Genomic DNA, 20,203 nt, shown 5'->3' on the forward strand with positions numbered 1-20,203 from the left:
AATGGGTTCGATCACGCTAAACGGTGTCGAGAAGTGGTTCGGCGACGCCCAGGTCATCAAGGGCATCGACCTCGAGATCAAGGACGGCGAATTCGTCGTCTTCGTGGGGCCCTCGGGCTGCGGCAAGTCCACGCTTCTGCGGATGATCGGCGGGCTTGAGGATACCTCGCGCGGGGCGATCGAGATCGACGGCGCGAATGTGACCGACCAGCCGCCCTCCAAGCGCGGCCTCGCGATGGTGTTCCAGTCCTACGCGCTCTACCCGCATATGTCGGTGGCCGAGAATATGGGCTTCTCGCTCAAGATGGCAGGGGCCCCGCAGGAGGACTGGCGCGCCAAGGTCGACGAGGCGGCCGATATCCTGAAGCTGCAGAGCTTCCTCGACCGGCGGCCCAAGGACCTTTCGGGCGGTCAGCGTCAGCGCGTGGCGATCGGGCGCTCGATCGTGCGCGACCCGACGGCGTTCCTCTTCGACGAGCCGTTGTCGAACCTCGACGCGGCGCTGCGCGTGGAGATGCGGCTGGAGATCGCGCGGCTGCACCGCAATCTCCAGCGCACGATGATCTACGTCACCCACGATCAGGTCGAGGCGATGACGCTGGCGGATCGGATCGTGGTGCTGGAATACGGCAAGATCGCGCAGGTCGGCACCCCGCGCGAGCTCTACGAGAAGCCCGCGAACCTGTTCGTCGCGCAATTCATCGGCAGCCCGAAGATGAACGTGATGCCCTGCGCGGTCTCGGGCGGCAGCTACAGCCTCGAAGGCGGGCGCGGCGGGGAATGTCCTGCGCCGCAAGCCACGCAGCTTGGCATCCGGCCCGAGCACATCTCGCTGGTGGCCGAGGGCGAGGGGCAATGCGACGGGCGCGTCGACGTGGTGGAATTCCTCGGCGCCGACACGTTCATCCTGTTCGATTGCGGCCCCTTGGGCGCCGTGAACGTGCGCGTCGCGGGCGATACCGATCTGCGTCCGGGCGATGTGGCGGGGCTGAACTTCGAGCCGGATCGCACGGTCTTCTTCGACGCGGACGGCATGGCGGTCTGATCCCGAGCGCCCGGGCGTGCGGCCCGGGCAACGCGGAAAATTGCGCGGGCAGGGGGCGAGGCGACGTCGTCTCGTGCAGGCGCGTCAGTGCGTCAATTCACGCAACGGAGGCGCGCCTAGCGACTTCGCGCGCACATGCTCAAAAATTGTCGGTCCGGCATCCCCCGGGTGCCGGATCTCTTTGCCGTTCTGTCGCCCCTCAAGTGTCTCCTTTTACAAAATTTCCTCCAGTTATCATTGGGTTCCCTGTCTCTTTTCTCAAATTAATGTGACCGGCGGACGATTGCTGATCGGGAGCACCGGCGCTACCGTTCGCGGCAATCGTCGAACGGGCGCATTCGCGTGCACTGCGCAACCTGAAGATCGACGATGGGCCGAGACGCTCCCCCGGGTGGAAGCACGCCCGCGCGGGGAGGTCGGACGGTCTCATCACGCGCAAGGCGAATGCGATCCGAAAACGATCGTGAACAATCCAACGGATGAGAGGAAAACATATGCGGAAGACGACACTTCTCGCGGTCGCCGGTGCGACCGCTATGGTCACCGGCTTTGCAGCCCAGACCGGAACCGCCCGTGCCGCCGAGCAATGCGGTGACATCTCGATCGCCCAGATGAACTGGGCCGCTGCCGAAGTCACCACCAACATCGCGAAGTTCATGCTGGACCAAGGCTACGGCTGTAACACCAGCCTGGTCAAATCCGACACGATTCCCGCGATCACCTCGATCGCCGAAAACGGCCGCCCCGACGTCGTCACCAACCTGTGGCTGAACTCGGCGGGCGACGCCTACAAGAAGCTCGAGAGCGAAGGCAAGATCAAGCGCGTCGCCAAGACGCTCCAGCCGGGTGGCGTCGAAGGCTGGTGGATCCCCACCTACCTCGCCAAAGAGCACCCCGAGCTGAAGACCATCGAGGGCGTCATGGCGCACCCCGAATGGGTCGGCGGCACGTTCAACAACTGCCCCGACGGCTGGGGCTGCCGCGTCGTGAGCGACAACCTGATCAAGGCGCTCGACCTCGAGAGCTCGGGCATCAAGGTGTTCAACCACGGCTCCGGCCAGACGCTCGCCTCGTCGATCGGTTCGGCCTTCGCCGACAAGAAGCCGTGGTTCGGCTACTACTGGGGCCCGACCGTGGTCATGGGCAACTACGACATGACCCGCGTGAAGCTTGGCGATTACGACAAGGCCAAGTTCGACAATCTCCAGAACAAGGACGCGTCGAACCCGCAGGTTTCGGACTTCCCGGCAGCTCCGGTTCTGACCTCGGTGACGAGCGACTTCGCGGATACCCACCCGGCCGAGACCGAGTTCTTCTCGAAGATGAGCTTCAAGACCGACACCATGTCGAAGTTGCTCGCCTGGCAGGACGAGAACAAAGCCTCGGGTGAAGAGACGGCGGTCTACTTCATCAAGAACTACCAGGACACCTGGAAGAACTGGCTCGATGCCGATGCCCAGAAGAAGCTTTCGAAGCTGATCGGCGGATGATCGTGACGCGCGCCTGACGCGCAACACATGGACGGGGCCGGGACAGGCCCCGTCCTTTTTCGATCAATCACGCAACAACATGGGACGGGTCTCCCTGTGCGACCCGGAAAACCAATGGCAGCTTACGAGAATTTCTTCAACGCGGTGGGGCTGAAGGACTGGTGTTCGGCTGGCGGCGACGGTGGCGGCGGCATGACGTCGATGGCCGACCTGATCGCGCAGACCGACGGCACCACGACGCAGGGCCCCAGCCTCTGGAACTGGCCCTTCCCCTCGCTCGACGCCCTCAACAAGGCCTGCGGGGCGATCCCGCCCTCGCGCGACGTGACGCAAGGCCTCGAGGACGGCTTCCTCGCGATCCGTGGCGGGCTGCGCGCCGTCGTGGACCCGCTCACACAGCCGCTGAGCTGGGCCCTGCGCGACATGCTCTGGATCATGACCAACACGCCGTGGTGGCTGATGGTGCCGATCCTGATGCTGATCACCTGGCTGGTGACGCGCTCCTGGAGACTGGTGGTCTTCGTGCTGGTCTCGATCGCCTTTCTCGCCTTCATCAATCACTATGAGGCGGCCATGCAGACGCTGGCGATCATCTTCGTCTGTGCCTTCATATGCGTCCTCTTCGGGGTGCCGATAGGCATTGCGATGTCGCGGAGCGACCGGCTCCAGCGCACCGTGATCCCGATCCTCGACATGCTGCAGACGCTGCCGCCCTTCGTCTATCTGATCCCGCTGATCTTCCTGTTCTCGGTCACCGAGCCGAAGCTCTACGGTATCGCGATCATCCTCTATGCGATCGTGCCCGTGGTGCGCCTGACCGATCTCGGCATCCGTCTGGTCGATCCCGACGTGATCGAGGCGGCAGACGCCTTCGGCATGACCAAGCGCCAGAAGCTGTTCGGCGTGCAGATCCCGCTCGCGCTGCCCAACATCATGGCCGGTGTGAACCAGACGATCATGATGAGCCTCGCCATGGTGGTGATCGCCTCGCTCGTCTCGGCCCCGGGTCTCGGCGTGCTCGTGCTGCGCGGCATCCGGTCGCTCGAACTGGGCACGGGTCTCGTGGCTGGCTTCGGGATCGTGATCATCGCGATCCTGCTCGACCGCGTGACGAAAGCTTCGCTCGCCCGGATCGACACCAGCAAGAGCCGGAAGTGAGGAGACAGACATGACGAAAGATATCAAGGTCTCGATCCGACACCTCTACAAGATCTTCGGGTCGGATCCGCAAGCGGCGCTCGAAGACGTCAAGGCGGGCATGGGCAAGCCGGAGCTGCTCGAGAAGCGCAATCACGTGCTCGGGCTCAACGACATCAACGTGGACATGAAAGAGGGTGAGATCACCGTCATCATGGGGCTTTCGGGCTCGGGGAAATCCACGCTGATCCGGCACCTCAACCGGCTTATCGAGCCCACCGCTGGCGAAGTGATCGTCAATGGCGAGAACATCCTCGACTATAACGAGGCGCAGCTGCGCAAGCTGCGGCGCGAGCGGATGTCGATGGTGTTCCAGAAATTCGCCCTTCTGCCGCACCGCACGGTGGCGGAGAACACGGCGATGGCGCTGGCCACCCGCGGCTTCCCGGCCTCGGACTATGTCGCGGAGGCCGAGAAATGGCTCGACCGCGTCGGGCTCGGCGGCTACGGCGATCACCACCCTCACCAGCTCTCGGGCGGGATGCAGCAGCGCGTGGGCATCGCCCGGGCGCTGGCGTCGAACTCGGACATTATGCTGATGGACGAAGCCTTCTCGGCGCTCGATCCGCTGATCCGGACCGACATGCAGGACCTGCTGCTCGAGCTTCAGGCCGAGCTGCACAAGACCATCATCTTCATCACCCACGATCTGGACGAAGCGCTCAAGCTCGCCGATCACCTGGTGATCCTGAATGACGGTCGGGTGGTTCAGCAGGGCGAGCCGCAGGAGATCCTGCTCAACCCGGCGGATCCCTACATCGAGGACTTCGTGGCCGACATCAACCGCGCCCGCGTGCTGCGCGTGCGCTCGGTGATGGAGCGCGGCGCGCCGGAGGGCGAGATGTCGGGCGATATCGACGGCAACGACAACCTCGAGAGCGTCATCGCCAAGGCCGAAGGGGCGCTCGACCGCCGCTACCGCGTGATGATGAGGGGCGAGCCGGTGGGCAGCCTCACCATGCCCTCGATCATGCGCGCACTGGTGCCCGCGCAGTCCTCGGGCGAGACTGCCAAGAGGTAAGAAGAAAGGGATCCGCCCCTGCATTGGGGCGGGTCCGACCTGCCGCGCGACAGGCGCGGGCTTTTCCCAAAAGTCAGTTCATTTGCCTTGGCAAGCGGAGCGCGCGCCAGTCCGTGGGATGGCGCATCGAGAGGGCAGCGCCCGGCCTCGGGTGGGCGCATGTTCCCGACCTTGGTGGTCTACACTTTATCCCGCCGCACCCTTCCGACTTTCATGCGCGCGCAAGTGGCGCAAAAGCGCCCTCCCGGGGGGAGGTCGGGCGCTGCCCGGTGTGCTCGTCGCACCCCGGGCCAGCCCTTAGCTGCGCACGACGTAGACCGAGCACTCCGCATGGGTCACGACATGAGACGCTGTGGTGCCCAAAAGGTAGTCCTGCACCTTCGGGTTGGCCGCTTCCATCACGATCAGGTCCACCTTGCGCTCATCCGCCAGCTTGACGATCTGGCGATGCACCGCGCCCTTGCGCACGACCATCTCGACCTCGGTCACCCCGCTGGCGGGATTGTCGTTGAGGAATTTGCGCAGCTGCTGGCCCCAGTAGGTATCCGAGTTGTAGATGTTGAGGTTACGCTCGATCTCGGGCGCGATCGTCGCCACGATCAGCTTCGCACGGCGCCGCCGCGCCATCTCGACGGCTTCCATATAGGCATGATGCTCGACCTGTGCGTGGCGCAGGTTGATCGGGCAGAGGATGAGCTTTGTCTGGCGTGCCATGATGGCCTCCGGGGGAAATTCGAGGCGGAGAATGAACCGCGTGGCGACCGGGCGCAAACCCGGATTAAAGGTGCCCCGCGCCTACGACGATTTTTCATCTTCCAATCGAGCACATACGTCGCTCCAATGCCCCGATGCGACATTCTTGAGCGCGTATTCCCGCAGCGCATAGCACGGCTCAGTCCCGGATCGCTGGGGGCAGGTCGGTTGTGCAGACCCGCGCGCCGTCCACCGCATCCCGCGCCGGATGATCTCGGTCATCTGATCGACCCGAAGGTCGTCGAGCATGTGGCCCATCGAGCAATAGAAGATGCACCGGGCTCATCGTTCAATACGGTGTGGCCGAGGATGATCTGGGGTGTTCACGCGTGGCGAAGGGCTTTTGCTCTGTCCCGATAACCGATTGGCAGGAACAGATTGGATTTTTCCGCACTGAGTGATGGCGGAGACGAAGCCCGCCCGAAGGGTTTTGCAACCTGTCAGAACCTGTCGCGCTAACCCAATAAAATAGCGTGATTTAATCAAGACGCCTTCGCGGCCCATTGCAATCAATCGCAGGGGTGTGCATCTTTAATGGTGGGTAGGATGCTGGGCAAGTGAGTTAGGTTCCCATGCCGAAAATCGCCAAAGAGCTTTCCGCGCTGGAGGTGAAGAACCTCGCGCATCCCGGCACGGGGCGAAACGTAATCCATCCGGTGGGCGGGGTGACGGGGCTCTACCTGCAACTCACGCCAAAGGGCGGGCGGTCTTGGCTCTTGCGCACCACGATTGGCGAGAAGCGCCGGGAAATCGGTTTGGGCGGCTACCCTGATGTAACCCTAAGCCAAGCGCGTGAGCGGGCCAGAGAGGCCAAGGAACAGATCCGCGCAGGGATAGACCCCGTGGAGCAGCGCAAGGCCAACAAAGCGGCCCTTGTCGCGGCCCAGCGCCGGGGGCTGACCTTCTCCGATGCGGTAGAGCAATACCTGTCGGCCAAGCTCGACGCCTTCAAGAATGACAAACACCGCGCGCAATGGCGCAGCACGCTCGAAACCTACGCCGTGCCGGATCTGGGCAAGATGCTGGTGCAGGATATTGCCGTGCAGGACGTTCTACGCGTCTTGGAGCCGATCTGGCACAACAAGACCGAAACGGCATCCCGCCTGCGCGGGCGGATCGAGGCGGTTCTGTCTTGGGCCACGGTCGCGGGCTATCGCAGGGGCGACAATCCGGCCCGCTGGGGCGGCAACCTCAAGGAATTGTTGCCCGCGCCTGCCAAGCTCAAGGGCAACGCCAATCAACCCGCCTTGCAGATCGACGACGCGCCGCAATGGCTGGCCGATCTGCGCGAGCGTGAGGGAATGAGCAATCGTGCGCTCGAATTTGCCGCGCTGACCGCTTCGCGCTCGCAAGAGGTGCGGGGCGCGCGCTGGGAGGAAATCGACCTTAAGGCGGCGTTGTGGATCATCCCGGCGGCGCGGATGAAGATGGACCGCGAACACCGCGTGCCGCTCTCAGCGGATGCGCTGGCGCTGTTGAAAGCTCTGCCGCGCTTTCAAGGAAGCGCCCATGTGTTCCCCGCACCCAAGGGGGGCGAAATGTCAGATATGGCTCTGAGCGCCGCGATGAAGCGCCTGCACGCTGCGAAGCTGGCAGAGGGTGGGGTGGGCTATGTGGACCGCGTGAGCAAGCGCCCAGCGGTGCCGCACGGGCTGCGCTCGACCTTCCGCGATTGGGTGGCAGAGCGGACGCATTTTCCCGGCGACATGGCCGAGGTGGCACTGGCCCACAAGGTCGGCAATGCCGTGGAAGCCGCCTATCGGCGCGGTGATATGGTCGAGAAGCGGCGCGGCATGATGGACGCTTGGGCGGATTACTTGGCTGGCCGTGCGCGGGCTGGCGCTGATGTGGTGAGGATTGGGTGATGTTTTGCAACTCAGGTTATGTTTCCCTTGCGGAAATTTATCGCGATGCTCGCGATTGGAGCGACGAAGATACGCCCAAGCTTACACAGTTGGATATTATGTCCTTTGCTTTCCGACAGCCGGGCTTCTCGCTCTGCACGCCTCAAGGTGGAACGGTGTTTCTTGCAAGGCACGCTTTCTACCGTGAAAAGCCCGTCCGAAACCGCTTCCTAGGTTTTCACCCAGCAATTGACATCGTCACCTTCACGATTTCGAAGCACCAGCTCGAGCGCTACACAGAGATTGCATCAGAGCGACTAGACGAGACGCAGGCTAAACTTGATCGAGAGCCGACACCTAGGCTTTCAAGCGGCGCTTCGGTGCCTTTCCTGAAAGCGCTTTCTGACTTCGCTGCAATCGCTAAGATCCGAGACACTTTTGCTCATCTCGATGGTTGTTCTCCGCAAATCCTGAACAAGTATCGGCCATCAAGTATCGAGGAAATCATTTCAGAAAACGAGGCGAGCTCACCGAGCGAAATGCGAGGTGAGCGGGAGATAATCAATGAGATTGTTTCTCTTGCAAAGAGCGACACGTCGCTAAAGCGAGATGAAATTCGAAGCCTCGTTTGTCCCGGAATGAAAACTGATGCTTGGAGAGCCGTTTGGCGAGTAGCCGCAAACCTGCACCCTGAGTTATCGAAACCGGGGCCAAGGCGCTCATAATTCATTCGAAATCGAAAAAGGTTCGTGTGCCGATTTCGTTGCGCAATCCTGCGACGGATTTCAGCGTTAAACGATTGGAGCACGCCGCATGGCACAAACCTACCTCTCCGACCTTCAACTGGCCCAAAGATATGGCGTCCACCGTTCGACGCCGTGGCGCTGGGCCAAGACCGATCCGCGCTTTCCCAAGCCCGTGACGCTTTCGCCGGGATGCACCCGCTGGAACCTCGCAGAGCTTGAACGCTGGGAAGCTGCGCAGCGCTAAAACCGCGCCCCACAATCGGGGGCGGCGGTTCTAGTTTCGTGTGTGTTGGAACACCGCGACCCTAGCCCAGCGCCCCTGTTTCTACAAATGAAAACAGGAGCCGAAGGAATGGCGAAACATGGCTTTGACCATGCCCGATACCTTATTGCCGAAGGCAACGGGAAACGGGCTGAAATCCATCTCAACGGGCGGCTGCGCTGGGCGCTCGATAACCTGATCCGCGCCGGGGCGAAGGGGTGCACCCCGATTGACCATCCCGGCCCGCGTTGGAGCGCATACGTTCATAAGCTCAAGGAACAGGGCGTGCAGATCGAGACGGTCCACGAGCGCCACGAGGGGGCATTTCCCGGCACCCATGCGCGCTACGTCCTGCGCTCGACGGTCGCGCGGATCGACCGAGGGGGTGCGCGATGATGCGCGCCCAGATCCGCCGATTGATGCGCCGGGGGCTGAGCGAAGCCCAAGCCCGCAGCTTGGCCCCGTTGGTCTATGGGGGGTGGTGGTGATGACGGCCCAGCGCGCTTCCCTGTTGGCCAAGGAAATCCGGCAAGAGATTGTGCGGCTCAAACTGGCAGGCTTTCACCTCTTGCCGCTTGGGCGCGGCGATGACGGGAAAACACCTGGCATCGGGAATTGGACCGCGCCCAAGGTAGAGCTGGGCCAAGTGCTGGCCCCGCTCCATCGCCACGGGGTGGGCGTCTATGGCGTGAGGCTCGACGGGTTGGCCGTGATCGACTGCGACCACGACGACCCCGCCCTTGTCACGGAAATGGAAGCCCGGTTCGGCCCAAGCCCGGTGCATGTGCTCACCCCAAGGGGGCGGCATCTCTACTACCGTGCGGGCGGTGCAACGCCGAACTTGCGCGCCGAGGGGCTTCCTGTCGATCTGAAATCGGGCGGGCGGTCCTATGTGGTCGGCCCGCTCTCTCAGCGGCCCGATGGCGGGCGCTATGTTCCGGCAAAGGGGGTGCTGGGGGTGGAGAGATTGCCCGTAATCTACGGCGCGAAAACGGTGACGGGTGCGCCAGAGCCGATCCGAGAGGGTGAGCGTCACCAAGCCTTGGTCAGCGAAGCCATTGCGATGGTCGAAACCGTCAGCGGCCCTGATGAGCTGACCGCGCGTCTTGTCGTGCTGCGTGATGAGCGATGTGCAGCCCCTTCCAGTATGCCCGGTGCGGAACTGCGCGGGATTGCCGATTGGACATGGCAACGCTTGCTCAGGGGCGAGCTATATCACGGGCGGGACAGTGCCTTCTCCGTCCATAGGTTGGCCCATGACGCCCTGCGCGGTAAACCGGGCGGGAGCGATGCAATCGCGCTCTACGTTCTGTTGGTCGATCTGCATGGGCACGACCCCGGCAAACGCTTCGCGCTCGATCACGGGGCGATGAAGGCGGCGGGGCTGACCGATCTGTCAGCGCGTGGGTTTCGGGCGGCGCGTCGGATGTTGGAGAATGAGGGGCTTCTGGGGGTGGCGACCAAATACCGCCCCGGCTCACATCGCCAGCAATACCGCCTTGAGCGCCTGCGCCCCGGTATGGATGCTGCGCCGAACGTCGCCCGAATTTCCGAAATCGCGCCGCGCGGGAAGGACGGGGAAGAAGGGGGGAAGGACTAAGGTTATATTTGTGGAGCAGATTTGCGCCACATAGTGCAGACGACCGGCATGCGACAATGAATTGACTGCCTAGGTTGCAATCTACTCTACTCCTTAGGCTTTTTCTCAACGGCATACGTGCTCCCGAGAAGAGGTGCGGTGAGCGTTACATAAATTGCTTTGCTCGATCCACCGCAACTGAGCACGAAAATCTTGTCGAGATCTGAATAGAGATTTTCGGGTTCGTTCGATCGTTCATAGCCGTAGTGAGAGAACAACCACGAGTAAGTGCTGTGACCCAAGATAGGTGAACCGTCAACACCGATGACCGCATTGCCCCTTACGCGCTGAATCCATCCCGAACAAACTCTCTCAATTTCGCGCTCGTCTTTCTCGAGCAGACTAGAGGCGGTGTCTAAGTTGGGCACAATGTAAATTCTGTTTTCACTCCAATTATAGGAGGCGCTGCCAAGACCATTGCTCTCTAAGCGCAAGTTGAGACGAAGCATGCCAAAGTCGAAGGTGCTTGCCACGTCTCGCTGGAGATACTGGGTCGTTGCATCGGGCCCCGCAATCGACGAGTAAGGGGCGAGAATCGCTATGGCTACAAAGGCGAAAACTAATTTTTTCACTGTCAGGCTCTCGATACTTCTTTTTGAAGAATTACTATCGGAGAATTAAGCGTTTCCAGCAACACCGGCGAGGCCCCTTAGCTGGCATGACAGCTCCTTTGAATGCTTCTGAAACCGATACGCGCGCGCATGGGATGGGGTGTTAGTATGACTGCGGGGGAAACGACATGGCTTGAGGGCCAACTGGCCGCAGCCCTTGCACGCGAGCAAGCGAGACAGGCTAAGCGCCGTGTGCGATGTGGAGCCAAGACGCGAAAAGGGCATCCGTGCAAAGCGCTCAGCCTTTCCGGTAAGCGGCGATGCAAATTCCACGGCGGGCTATCGACCGGGCCGAAAACAGCCGAAGGCATCGAGCGCATCCGAGAGACGCAGAAACGGCGCTGGGCAATTAGCAGGACAGGTTAGGAGTTGTCAGTCGATATTTCATTTTGAGATTAGATCGAACGGAAGCTGGTCACGGGAGCTGGACAGGTTGCCGGTTCAGTGCCTAGTCTCAATTTCGTGAGGTCTTCGCAGTTAGCTTGGAGTGGCGAATGAAAAGAGTTTTGATGATTGGTGTTCTTTCTCTCTTGTCAGCATGTGTTGCTGAGTTGAGTCCTGAGGCACAATTAGTTCGCCAAGTATCGATTCATTCGGTCTCAGATTGTCGTTTCTTAGGTCCAGTGTCCGGTTCTGAATCCTGGGGAATGGGGACCACTCAAGACGCAGAAAGCGCCCTCAACAAATTGCGCAACAAGGTCGCTGCACTAGGAGGCAATGCTTTCGTCCAAACCAATAGCTCTACGCGTGGCGACGGCACCGTGATTCAAGGCGACGCCTATTTCTGCCGGTAGTGCCCAGCTTAGACGCCTAGGTTGCTCTCTGAAAGGAAGAGACCCTTGATGAGGCCATCGCTACTAGATTTTTGGAACCAAGCGCCTTTGGAAGATTGGGGCAAAGCGCCTGCGGGTGCGATGCGCTTCCAGCATCCGGACGACACCATTTCGGAGAGCCATATTCAGCTCGATGTTTCGTCTTACGAAACCTTCGTAAGTGCTTTGGAACGCGGGAATATGCCGCGTTCCAACTTTCATCTTCACTTGCTGCCGCAACCCTATTTCGGTGACTTAGAAGATGCTGAAATTCTGATCCTCTTGGCAAATCCAGGCCTTTCTGCGTCTGACTACTTCGCAGAGGAAACCTGCCCGGAGTATCGCGATGAACTTATCGGCTCGCTTCGGCAAGAGAAGCGTAGCCATATGTTCCTAGATCCAAAGTGGGCTTGGACTAGTGGTTTCAGTTGGTGGGAGAGAAAATTCCGCTCGGTGGCCCAGTGTATCGCGACTGAGCATTTCGACGGCCATTACGGAAACGCCCTAGCCGATCTCGCGCGCCGGGTCGCATCTGTCGAGCTGGTGCCTTACCACTCTTTCAACTTTCGTTCTCAAAACCAGCTTGCGTCAGTCCAAGCCGCACGTGACTTTGCATCTACGGTCGCCTCAGACAGGAAAGTTATCGTCACCCGAAGCGTTACGGCTTGGGAGCTGCCGGAAGCTGACAACTTCATCAAATATAAGCCCGAAGAGGCGCGAAGCGCGAGCCTTGGACTCGAGACATGCGGAGGTAAGGCAATTCTTGAGGTATACGAAAACCGCCCGTGCATTCACACAAGTTGAACAAACTGGTGCAGGCGTTGTTGCGGGGGGCTTCGATTGTTCACTCAGTATGCAACCGGAAACCCGCACCCTCGGCGCGTTTGCAATATGCTCGGCGCAAAACAGGGGTAGGGGGCCGTTCCCTCAATTGCGGATGTGCGCGTCGAGCGAGCGCCACGGTTTGCCGTTTGCCTCGCCCAGAGATTGGGTCACCCCCTACTGATCGAGGGGCGCGCGATGCGTAGGGCCACGAATCCCAAGCGTTTTTTCTTTGGTGGGTTTTTCGGTGGGTAGCGCCTGAGTAATTGAAAATAATTCAATTAAATCAAGGCGTAATGGCGGAGACGAAGGGATTCGAACCCTCGAGACCCTTCCGGGCCTACTCCCTTAGCAGGGGAGCGCCTTCGACCACTCGGCCACGTCTCCGCGGACCCGTATAGGGATCGTCTCGGGGGGAGACAAGCGGTTTTTCGGCGGAATTTCGGGAGGTTTGCGATTTCCCTCCCGTGGGGCGGAGATGGCGCAGGCGAGGGCGCGGGTCGGCGTGGGGCAGGGGCGCCGGGTGCAATGAAAAACGCGCGCGAGATGTCTCGCGCGCGTTTCGTTTTCAAGGGGTTTCGCTTGGCTTAGCGGGTCGTCTCGCCGCGCCGGCGCACCACCACGTCGACCGTGATCGATGCCAGCAGCACCGCTGCCGTCGCCATCAGCTGCACCGCCGCCGGCAGACCCAGAAGCGCCATGCCGTTGACGATCGCCGCGATCACGACACCGCCAAGGATCGCGTGGATCGGATGGCCGCGCCCGCCGAACAGGGACGTGCCGCCGATCACCGCGGTCGCGACGACATAGAGCACGATCGTGCCGCCGTCGAAGCTGGTGGAGATCGAGCGCAGGCGCGAGGCGTAGATGATGCCGCCCAGACCCGCCGTCGTCGCGGCCAGCGTGAAGGCTGCGGTCCGGATCAGGCGCAGGTTGATGCCCGCCCGGCGCGCGGCCTCTGCATTGCCACCGATCGCGAGGACATAGCGGCCGAATTTAAGCCGTCCCAGCAGGAAGGACCATGCCAAGAGCACCGCGAAGACGATCGGGATCACCCACGGCATGCCCGAGAGCGGGAAGCGTGCGACGCCGCGGTTCATGTTCGAGATCGTCACCAGCACGATACCCGCGATTACGGCCGCGGCGATCTTCGCGACGGTGAGACCCATAGGCGGAGCGACGAGGCCGCTCTTGCGGCGTTTCGCATCCTTGCTGAAGGTCATGATCGCGAAGACCAGAACCACGGCTCCGGTCATCAGCCAGCCCATCAGCGGGCTCAGCGTGCCATTTGCGAAGTTGTTGATCGTGTCACTCGCGACTGGGATTGTCCCCCCGGCGCCCAGCAGTTGGATCATCAGACCGTTGAAGCCCAGAAGACCCGCCAGCGTCACCACGAAAGAGGGCAGTTTGAGCCGCGTGATCAGCGAACCCTGGAAGATACCCAGTACCGCGGGCACGGCCAAGCCTGCCAGAACCGCCGCCCACCACGGCCAGTCGGTGCCCGGTGCCACCAGCAGCGTCGCCACCGTCGCCCCGATCCCGGCCACGAATCCGAGTGACAGGTCGATTTCGCCCAGCAAGAGCACGAAGACCTGTCCCATCCCGATCATCATGAAGACCGAACCCTGAACGAGCAGGTTCACGACGTTCCCCGGCGAGAGGAATTTCGGGTTCTGCAACTGGAAGATCAGCGAGATCAGCACGAAGCCCAGCAGAACCGGAAGTACGCCGCTCTCGCCCGCCTTGATCTTCGCCCAGGTGCGCGAGAGGTAGCTCGAGAAGCTCTGATCCTCGGTCGTGGCGCCCACCACGGCGGAGGGGCCGCTGTCGCCCGACGCCTCGCGTTGGGCCGCGACATCCTTGGCGTTCTCCGCCGCGATCGAGGCGGCGGCGCGCATCGCGCCCGCTTCGACGACGTGATCGGATTTGCCCGTGGTCATCAGTTCGACCACGCGCTGCGTGTCGTATTCCTCGATCGGGCCCTGGCTGACCATCTCGCCCAGACGCAGGATCGCGAGCCGGTCGGAGACCGCGAAGACGTCGTTGAGGTTGTGCGAGATCATCACCACCGCGAGACCCTGATCGGCGAGGCGGCGCACCAGTTGCAGCACCTGACCGGTCTGGGCCACGCCGAGCGCCGCGGTGGGCTCGTCGAGGATCACCAGTTTGGAATTCCACATCACGGCCTTGGCGACCGCAATCGATTGCCGCTGACCGCCCGAAAGCGCCGAGACCGGCGCGCGGATCGAGCGCAGCGTGGTCACGCGCAAGCCTTGCAGCGTCTCCGCCGCGGCGCGCTCCATCGCATCCTCGTCGAGCATCCCGTTGGTCAGGATTTCGCGACCGAGGAACATGTTCTGCACGACGTCGAGATTGTCGCACAGCGCGAGGTCCTGATAGACGACCTCGATGCCCAGCTCCGCACTGTCGCGGGGCGAGCGGACGCGGACCTCATTGCCTTCCCATTCGATCACGCCGCCATCGGCTTCATGGATGCCAGCGATGGTTTTCGTCAGCACGGATTTGCCCGCGCCATTGTCACCGACCAGTGCCGTTACCTCGCCGGGGCGGACGTCGAAATCGACCCCGCTGAGCGCCTGCACTGCACCGAAGCTCTTTTCCAGACCCCGAATACGGAGGATCGCGTCGCGATCCTCCGTCAGGGACCCGGTACCGTTACCCGTGTCCATCATTGGCTATCAGTTCCCGATGCCCGCGGCCTTGCACGCATCGGCTGCGTCGCCCGCACAAAGCTTGGAGGTGTCGACGAAGCCGTCTTTCACGACGGTGTCGGCCATGTTCTCCGGGGTGACCCAGATCGGCTTGAGCAGGATCGAGGGCACGTCCATGCCGCCCTGGCTGTCATTGACCTTACCGTTGACGAGACCGTCGGGCGGGGTGTCGCCAGCACGCATGTAGAGCGCGAGCGCGGCGGCGGCCTGAGCTTCCAGATAGATCGGCTTGTAGACGGTGCCGCACTGGTAGCCGGTGAGCACGTTCTGCAGGCCGGTGACCGTCGCGTCCTGACCGGTGGTCGGGAAGGCTTTCGGCGGAACCTTCAGCGTCTTGAGATAGGAAATGACCGCGTTTGCGTTGTCGTCATTCGGGGTGACGACGGCGTTCATGTCCTGATGCGCGGTGAACTGCTGCTCGAAGGTGGTCCGTGCGACCGACGGGTCCCAGGTGCCTGCGGGCTCGCCCGCATTGGTGTAGCTGCCATCGTCGAATTTCGGCTTCAGCACGCTCATGTAGCCCTGCTTGAACAGCGTGGCGTTGTTGTCATCGGGCGAGCCCGCCATCACGAGGATATTCGGCTTCTCGATGTTCCAGTCGCTGAGGCACTGTTCCATGCCCTTGCCGATCAGTTCGCCGACATATTCGTTGTCGAAGCTGATGTAATAGTCGCGCGAGCCGCCAAGCGTGATCCGGTCATAGTCGATGACCGCGACGCCGTGCTCTTTGGCGTATTTCTCGACAGCCGCACCGCCGCCCGAGGAGATCGGGTCGATCAGCAGAACGGTCGCGCCCTGGCTGATGTCGGTTTGCGCCTGGGTGAGCTGGTCGGCTTCCGAGCCCTGCGCGTTGGTGATGATCAGATCGTCCGAGGACAGGCCCGCTGCCTTGAAGGCTTTCTTCAGGTAGGGCTCGTCGAACGAGGTGTAGCGCGCGGAGCTTGCTGTGTCGGGCAGCAGCACGCCCACTTTGCCTTTGCCTTTGGCGGCGACGTCCTTGAGCTGGCCCATGGCCGAGAAATCAGCGCCGAAGCTGTCGGCGGTGATGCCTTGAGCCTGCGCGGCACCTGCAATCAGGCCAAGCGCGAGAACGCTGGTTCCAGCGAGACGCGCGGCGGTTCCGCACGTCGAGCGACGAATGTCTTTCATTATAATCCTCCTAAGGCCGGATGGGTTCCTCCCGTGGGGTGGCATCGCCTTGCCCCAGCGCGCCGCCTGTGCCGGTTACGGACAGGGCAGCGCCGGGGCGCGCATCCGGTACGCGTCCCGTTAGCGCAATCATGGCTTGAAATGTTGCTCTGAACAGGGGGGTGGCGAACACAAAACACTCACGAAACTGCGAGGCCGTGGCGTTCCGGGGCAACCGAGAAGAGTAGCGGGGGACGAGCGGCTGACTTCGCGCGGCACCGATGTGGCGGCCGGAGTGGTTGACACCCGCGTGCGCCGCTGTATAAGCCCGCCATTCCGGTAACGCGAGTTGCCGGGATTATTCATTGGTGTTGGTGGACCTCGCAAGAGGAAACCTGTCGCCGGTCGCCGCGAGGCCCGGAGGAGGACAACGCCCTTCGAAACTATAATGAAGGAGATCAGCCGTGACCAAACGCACGTCTGCCAAGTACAAAATCGACCGCCGCATGGGCGAGAACATCTGGGGCCGCGCCAAGTCGCCCGTCAACCGTCGTGAATACGGCCCCGGCCAGCACGGTCAGCGCCGCAAGGGCAAACTGTCCGACTTCGGTATCCAGCTCCGCGCCAAGCAGAAGCTGAAGGGCCATTACGGCGACCTGACCGAGAAGCAGTTCCGCCGCATCTACGCCGAAGCCGAGCGTGTGAAGGGCGACACCGGTGAAAACCTGATCGGTCTGCTCGAGCGCCGCCTCGACGCGCTGGTCTACCGCGCCAAGTTCGTTCCGACCGTCTTCGCAGCGCGCCAGTTCGTGAACCACGGCCACGTGCTCGTGAACGGCAAGAAAGTGAACATCCCCTCGTACCGCCTGAAAGAAGGCGACGTGGTGGAAGTCCGCGAGAAGTCGAAGCAAATGGCTCTGGTTCTCGAAGCCGTTCAGTCGCCCGAGCGTGACGTTCCGGATTACCTCGAAGTCGACCACAACAAACTGACCGCGAAATTCGTGCGCACCCCGGCTCTGTCCGACGTGCCCTTCGCGGTTCAGATGGAACCGAACCTCGTGGTCGAATTCTACGCGAAGAACTGATCTCTCAGTCTTCGCCGATCATTAGGAAAGGCCGTGCCCTCGGGGCGCGGCCTTTTTCTTTTGGGCGATGGGCGAGGGCGCGCCTTTGCCCGGAGCAGCCGCGCAGCGGCCCGGGCAGCGCCCGACCGCCGCCTCGGGCGGGCGCTTTTATGGCCTCATCGCGCGCGGCGAGGTCTTGCGGATGTGGGGAGATAAAGGGGCGACCTCTGAAGGAAGCGCGCCCATCCGGCGGTCGGGCGCTGCCCTGCGGCACCCTTGGGCAATACATCTATCATCGACGTGCTATGACATCCGTTGCATCCCTGCCGCGTCTGCTATGCGGGTGATCTTCTCACTAGCCCTGTCGCGCCATGGCGGATAGAACTCGGGCCACGATTCAGGAGTGCACAATGACCACGCATATTCGCCCCCAGCCCGGTATTATGGACATCGAGCTCTATCAGGGCGGCGCCTCCCATGTGGCGGGGCGCACCGATGCCGTCAAACTCAGCTCGAACGAGAACCCGTTCGGCCCCTCTGACAAGGCCAAGGACGCGTTCGCGAAATGCGCCCATTCGATGCATCGCTACCCCCCGACCGACCATGCCAAGCTGCGCACGGCGATCGGCGAGGTGCATAAGCTCGATCCCGACCGGATCATCTGCGGCGTGGGCTCGGACGAGATCATCCACTTCCTGTGCCAGGCCTATGTCGGCGCGCGCGACGAGGTGGTGTTCACCGAGCACGGCTTCCTGATGTATCGCATCTCGACCATGGCCGCGGGCGGCACCCCGATCGAGGTCAAGGAGCGCGACCGCACGACCGATGTCGATGCGATCCTGAGCGCCTGCACCAAGAAGACCAAGCTCGTCTTCCTCGCCAATCCGAACAACCCGACCGGCACGATGATCCAGCTGGCGGAACTGGAGCGGCTGGCGGCGGGGCTGCCGAAAGGCGCGCTGCTGGTGATCGATGCAGCCTATGCGGAATATGTCGAAGGCTATGACGGCGGGGCGGAGCTGGCGACGCGCCTGCCCAATGTCTTCATGACGCGGACCTTCTCGAAGATCTACGGACTCGGCGGGTTGCGCGTCGGCTGGGGCTACGGCTCGCGCGAAGTGATCGACGTGCTCAACCGCATCCGTGGGCCGTTCAACCTTTCGACCGCGCAGCAGGAGACCGCAGAGGCCGCCGTGCGCGATCAGGACTGGGTCAACAAATGCCGCGATGACAATACGCGCCTGCGCGCTTGGCTGGCCGAAGCGCTGGCGGAAAAGGGTGTTCCGTCAGACACTTCCACGGCGAACTTCATCCTCGCACGTCTGGCCTCCGAGCAGGAGGCTGCCGATTGCGATACCTATTTGAAATCCGAAGGGATCATCGTGCGCCGGGTCGCGGGCTATAACCTGCCCAACTGCCTGCGCATCACCGTGGGCGACGAGCCCTCGTGCCGCCGCGTGGCGCATCTGATCGGCGTCTTCAAGGCAGGCGGGATCGAGGTGCCCAGATGAGCCAACTCTACCAGCGGGTCGCGCTGATCGGGCTCGGCCTGATTGCCTCGTCGATGGCCCATGCGATGCGCGAGAAGGGGCTGGCGGGCGAGATCGTCGGTCATGCGCGCTCCGCCGAGACGCGCGACACCGCGCTGGAGATCGGGCTGGTCGATGCCGTCTATGAGACCGCTGCCGAGGCTGTCGCGGGCGCGGATCTGGTCGTGCTCTGTGTGCCGGTCGGCGCGATGGCGAAGATCGCCGAAGAGATCGCGCCGCATCTGGCCCCCGGGGCTACGATCACCGATGTCGGCTCGGTCAAACGCGCGGTGATCGACGCGGTCGGCCCGCACGTGCCCGAAGGCGTGCATTTCATCCCCGGCCACCCGCTGGCGGGGACGGAACAATCCGGCCCGCGCTCGGGCTTTGCGACGCTGTTTGCCAATCGCTGGTGGCTGTTCACCCCGATCGAGGGCACGGACCCCGAGGCGCTGACCCGGCTGAAATCGCTGGTCGAGGCGATGGGCGCGAATACTGACGAGATGGTGCCCGATCACCATGATCTGGTGCTCTCGGTCGTGTCGCATACGCCGCACCTGATCGCCTATACGATGGTCGGCGTGGCGGATCATCTTCGTCGTGTAACCCACGAGGAAGTCATCAAATATTCCGCTACGGGTTTCCGCGATTTTACCCGGATCGCGGCCTCGGACCCGACGATGTGGCGCGACGTCTTCCTGACCAACAAGGAAGCCACGCTCGATATTCTCGGCCGCTTCACCGAGGAGCTGTTCATGCTGCAACGCGCGATCCGCATGGGCGATGGCGACATGCTGCACGACTATTTCACGCGCACCCGCGCGATCCGCCGCGGCATCATCGAGGCCGGGCAGGATACGGATGCGCCCGATTTCGGGCGCGGTGCGCCGAAGAAAGACGCATGAGAGTAGCGGCGCTGATCGCACTTGCGGCAGTGGTTGCGCTTGGCTCCTGCGGGCGCGGTGAAGATCGGCGCTCGGCGCGCTATTCCTCCTCGGGCGAGCTTTGCGGCATTGCCGGGCTGGAAGGCGCGCATATCGCGCCGATCGACGGGCCCGGGCGCTGCGGCATCGCCGACCCGGTGCAGATCACCTCCGTCTCCGGTATCCGTCTGACTTCGCCGGTGCGAGTGAATTGCTCGGCAGCGAAGTCTTTCAAGCGCTGGGTCGATCGCGGGATCAAACCGGCGGTGGGACGGCGCGGCGGGGGGATCGAGGCGATCCGCATCGCAGCCTCCTATTCCTGCCGGAGCCGCAATTCGCAACCCGGCGCGAAGCTGTCCGAACATGCGAAGGGCAACGCGATCGACGTCTCGGGCGTGGTCCTGCGCAACGGCGAGACGCTGACCGTGCTGAAGGATTGGCGCAAGGGCCGGGTGATCAAGCGGATGCACAAATCGGCCTGCGGCCCGTTCGGCACCGTGCTGGGGCCGAAATCGGATCGCTTCCATCAGGACCACATCCACGTGGACGTGGCCAGCTACCGCGGCGGGGCTTACTGCCGTTAAC

At 62.4% G+C, this 20,203-nt stretch carries 20 protein-coding genes and 1 tRNA gene; 16 read left to right on the top strand and 5 right to left on the bottom strand.

Annotated elements, in window-relative coordinates; translation table 11 throughout:
* Position 1 precedes the first annotated feature (1 nt).
* The 4 genes from BMI88_RS14385 to BMI88_RS14400 all read left to right on the top strand — a co-directional run bounded on the left by BMI88_RS14385 (position 2) and on the right by BMI88_RS14400 (position 4,753).
* A complete protein-coding gene (locus BMI88_RS14385) occupies positions 2–1,045 on the top strand; it encodes an ABC transporter ATP-binding protein (protein ID WP_078549879.1) in 1,044 nt (347 codons plus the stop codon).
* Between the two features lie 494 nt (positions 1,046–1,539).
* Complete coding sequence (locus BMI88_RS14390; RefSeq protein ID WP_078549881.1) at positions 1,540–2,535, top strand: ABC transporter substrate-binding protein; 996 nt, start codon at positions 1,540–1,542, stop codon at positions 2,533–2,535.
* A gap of 114 nt (positions 2,536–2,649) precedes the next feature.
* Complete coding sequence (locus BMI88_RS14395) at positions 2,650–3,693, top strand: ABC transporter permease subunit (RefSeq protein ID WP_078540496.1); 1,044 nt, start codon at positions 2,650–2,652, stop codon at positions 3,691–3,693.
* Between the two features lie 10 nt (positions 3,694–3,703).
* Positions 3,704–4,753: a betaine/proline/choline family ABC transporter ATP-binding protein gene (locus BMI88_RS14400; RefSeq protein ID WP_078549883.1), complete on the top strand. Its 1,050-nt coding sequence runs from the start codon at positions 3,704–3,706 to the stop codon at positions 4,751–4,753.
* A 297-nt stretch (positions 4,754–5,050) separates the two neighbouring features.
* Here the strand turns inward: BMI88_RS14400 and BMI88_RS14405 are convergent, their stop codons facing one another.
* On the bottom strand, positions 5,051–5,467 hold the full coding sequence (locus tag BMI88_RS14405) for a universal stress protein (RefSeq protein ID WP_078520990.1): 417 nt from the start codon (positions 5,465–5,467) through the stop codon (positions 5,051–5,053).
* A gap of 611 nt (positions 5,468–6,078) precedes the next feature.
* On the opposite strand from BMI88_RS14405, the gene BMI88_RS14415 reads away from it, so the two are divergent.
* The 5 genes from BMI88_RS14415 to BMI88_RS14430 all read left to right on the top strand — a co-directional run bounded on the left by BMI88_RS14415 (position 6,079) and on the right by BMI88_RS14430 (position 9,958).
* Entirely contained in the window at positions 6,079–7,371 is a 1,293-nt protein-coding gene (locus BMI88_RS14415) for an integrase arm-type DNA-binding domain-containing protein (RefSeq protein ID WP_078549887.1), read from the top strand.
* On the top strand, positions 7,371–8,075 hold the full coding sequence (locus BMI88_RS19635) for a hypothetical protein (protein ID WP_146673593.1): 705 nt from the start codon (positions 7,371–7,373) through the stop codon (positions 8,073–8,075). Before BMI88_RS14415 ends, BMI88_RS19635 begins: the two co-directional genes overlap by 1 nt.
* Positions 8,076–8,163: 88 nt before the next feature.
* Positions 8,164–8,340 (top strand): AlpA family phage regulatory protein, encoded by a 177-nt coding sequence (locus BMI88_RS14420; protein WP_078549889.1) that lies wholly within the window; start codon positions 8,164–8,166, stop codon positions 8,338–8,340.
* Positions 8,341–8,448: 108 nt separating this feature from the next.
* Complete coding sequence (locus tag BMI88_RS14425; protein ID WP_078549891.1) at positions 8,449–8,754, top strand: hypothetical protein; 306 nt, start codon at positions 8,449–8,451, stop codon at positions 8,752–8,754.
* A gap of 91 nt (positions 8,755–8,845) precedes the next feature.
* Positions 8,846–9,958: a bifunctional DNA primase/polymerase gene (locus BMI88_RS14430; RefSeq protein ID WP_168173996.1), complete on the top strand. Its 1,113-nt coding sequence runs from the start codon at positions 8,846–8,848 to the stop codon at positions 9,956–9,958.
* 86 nt (positions 9,959–10,044) lie between these two features.
* Here BMI88_RS14430 and BMI88_RS14435 read toward each other — a convergent pair whose 3' ends face one another.
* Positions 10,045–10,569, bottom strand: a complete 525-nt coding sequence (locus BMI88_RS14435) for a hypothetical protein (protein ID WP_078549895.1) — start codon at positions 10,567–10,569, stop codon at positions 10,045–10,047.
* 147 nt (positions 10,570–10,716) lie between these two features.
* Here BMI88_RS14435 and BMI88_RS19930 point away from each other — a divergent pair, with 147 nt between their 5' ends.
* The 3 genes from BMI88_RS19930 to BMI88_RS14450 all read left to right on the top strand — a co-directional run bounded on the left by BMI88_RS19930 (position 10,717) and on the right by BMI88_RS14450 (position 12,224).
* Positions 10,717–10,974 (top strand): HGGxSTG domain-containing protein, encoded by a 258-nt coding sequence (locus BMI88_RS19930; RefSeq protein WP_078549897.1) that lies wholly within the window; start codon positions 10,717–10,719, stop codon positions 10,972–10,974.
* A gap of 128 nt (positions 10,975–11,102) precedes the next feature.
* Positions 11,103–11,402, top strand: a complete 300-nt coding sequence (locus BMI88_RS14445) for a DUF4156 domain-containing protein (RefSeq protein WP_078549899.1) — start codon at positions 11,103–11,105, stop codon at positions 11,400–11,402.
* Positions 11,403–11,450: 48 nt separating this feature from the next.
* Complete coding sequence (locus tag BMI88_RS14450; RefSeq protein ID WP_078605731.1) at positions 11,451–12,224, top strand: hypothetical protein; 774 nt, start codon at positions 11,451–11,453, stop codon at positions 12,222–12,224.
* A gap of 315 nt (positions 12,225–12,539) precedes the next feature.
* Here the strand turns inward: BMI88_RS14450 and BMI88_RS14455 are convergent.
* The 3 genes from BMI88_RS14455 to BMI88_RS14465 form a co-directional block, all read right to left on the bottom strand.
* Positions 12,540–12,629: transfer RNA gene (locus BMI88_RS14455), tRNA-Ser, on the bottom strand.
* Positions 12,630–12,829: 200 nt separating this feature from the next.
* Positions 12,830–14,935: an ATP-binding cassette domain-containing protein gene (locus BMI88_RS14460; RefSeq protein ID WP_078549903.1), complete on the bottom strand. Its 2,106-nt coding sequence runs from the start codon at positions 14,933–14,935 to the stop codon at positions 12,830–12,832.
* Positions 14,936–14,941: 6 nt separating this feature from the next.
* On the bottom strand, positions 14,942–16,123 hold the full coding sequence (locus tag BMI88_RS14465; RefSeq protein WP_078549905.1) for a substrate-binding domain-containing protein: 1,182 nt from the start codon (positions 16,121–16,123) through the stop codon (positions 14,942–14,944).
* Between the two features lie 443 nt (positions 16,124–16,566).
* On the opposite strand from BMI88_RS14465, the gene rpsD reads away from it, so the two are divergent.
* The 4 genes from rpsD (at position 16,567) to BMI88_RS14485 (ending at position 20,202) form a co-directional block, all read left to right on the top strand.
* Positions 16,567–17,187 (top strand): 30S ribosomal protein S4, encoded by a 621-nt coding sequence (rpsD, locus tag BMI88_RS14470; protein ID WP_078540514.1) that lies wholly within the window; start codon positions 16,567–16,569, stop codon positions 17,185–17,187.
* A gap of 389 nt (positions 17,188–17,576) precedes the next feature.
* The gene (gene hisC, locus BMI88_RS14475) at positions 17,577–18,677 is read left to right on the top strand and encodes a histidinol-phosphate transaminase (RefSeq protein ID WP_078520975.1); all 1,101 of its coding nucleotides are present in this window, start codon (positions 17,577–17,579) and stop codon (positions 18,675–18,677) included.
* Positions 18,674–19,600 (top strand): prephenate/arogenate dehydrogenase family protein, encoded by a 927-nt coding sequence (locus BMI88_RS14480; RefSeq protein WP_078549907.1) that lies wholly within the window; start codon positions 18,674–18,676, stop codon positions 19,598–19,600. Before hisC ends, BMI88_RS14480 begins: the two co-directional genes overlap by 4 nt.
* Complete coding sequence (locus BMI88_RS14485) at positions 19,597–20,202, top strand: extensin family protein (RefSeq protein WP_146673594.1); 606 nt, start codon at positions 19,597–19,599, stop codon at positions 20,200–20,202. Before BMI88_RS14480 ends, BMI88_RS14485 begins: the two co-directional genes overlap by 4 nt.
* Position 20,203 lies beyond the last annotated feature (1 nt).

This window comes from Thioclava sp. F36-6 (genome assembly GCF_002020305.1).
GTDB lineage: Bacteria > Pseudomonadota > Alphaproteobacteria > Rhodobacterales > Rhodobacteraceae > Thioclava > Thioclava sediminum.

Bases quoted from the DNA above. Each gene is read 5' to 3' on its own strand.
- BMI88_RS14385 (WP_078549879.1), top strand. From the start codon at position 2: ATGGGTTCGATCACGCTAAACGGTGTCGAGAAGTGGTTCGGCGACGCC.
- BMI88_RS14390 (WP_078549881.1), top strand. From the start codon at position 1,540: ATGCGGAAGACGACACTTCTCGCGGTCGCCGGTGCGACCGCTATGGTC.
- BMI88_RS14395 (WP_078540496.1), top strand. From the start codon at position 2,650: ATGGCAGCTTACGAGAATTTCTTCAACGCGGTGGGGCTGAAGGACTGG.
- BMI88_RS14400 (WP_078549883.1), top strand. From the start codon at position 3,704: ATGACGAAAGATATCAAGGTCTCGATCCGACACCTCTACAAGATCTTC.
- BMI88_RS14405 (WP_078520990.1), bottom strand. From the start codon at position 5,467: ATGGCACGCCAGACAAAGCTCATCCTCTGCCCGATCAACCTGCGCCAC.
- BMI88_RS14415 (WP_078549887.1), top strand. From the start codon at position 6,079: ATGCCGAAAATCGCCAAAGAGCTTTCCGCGCTGGAGGTGAAGAACCTC.
- BMI88_RS19635 (WP_146673593.1), top strand. From the start codon at position 7,371: ATGTTTTGCAACTCAGGTTATGTTTCCCTTGCGGAAATTTATCGCGAT.
- BMI88_RS14420 (WP_078549889.1), top strand. From the start codon at position 8,164: ATGGCACAAACCTACCTCTCCGACCTTCAACTGGCCCAAAGATATGGC.
- BMI88_RS14425 (WP_078549891.1), top strand. From the start codon at position 8,449: ATGGCGAAACATGGCTTTGACCATGCCCGATACCTTATTGCCGAAGGC.
- BMI88_RS14430 (WP_168173996.1), top strand. From the start codon at position 8,846: ATGACGGCCCAGCGCGCTTCCCTGTTGGCCAAGGAAATCCGGCAAGAG.
- BMI88_RS19930 (WP_078549897.1), top strand. From the start codon at position 10,717: ATGACTGCGGGGGAAACGACATGGCTTGAGGGCCAACTGGCCGCAGCC.
- BMI88_RS14445 (WP_078549899.1), top strand. From the start codon at position 11,103: ATGAAAAGAGTTTTGATGATTGGTGTTCTTTCTCTCTTGTCAGCATGT.
- BMI88_RS14450 (WP_078605731.1), top strand. From the start codon at position 11,451: ATGAGGCCATCGCTACTAGATTTTTGGAACCAAGCGCCTTTGGAAGAT.
- BMI88_RS14460 (WP_078549903.1), bottom strand. From the start codon at position 14,935: ATGATGGACACGGGTAACGGTACCGGGTCCCTGACGGAGGATCGCGAC.
- BMI88_RS14465 (WP_078549905.1), bottom strand. From the start codon at position 16,123: ATGAAAGACATTCGTCGCTCGACGTGCGGAACCGCCGCGCGTCTCGCT.
- hisC (WP_078520975.1), top strand. From the start codon at position 17,577: ATGACCACGCATATTCGCCCCCAGCCCGGTATTATGGACATCGAGCTC.
- BMI88_RS14480 (WP_078549907.1), top strand. From the start codon at position 18,674: ATGAGCCAACTCTACCAGCGGGTCGCGCTGATCGGGCTCGGCCTGATT.
- BMI88_RS14485 (WP_146673594.1), top strand. From the start codon at position 19,597: ATGAGAGTAGCGGCGCTGATCGCACTTGCGGCAGTGGTTGCGCTTGGC.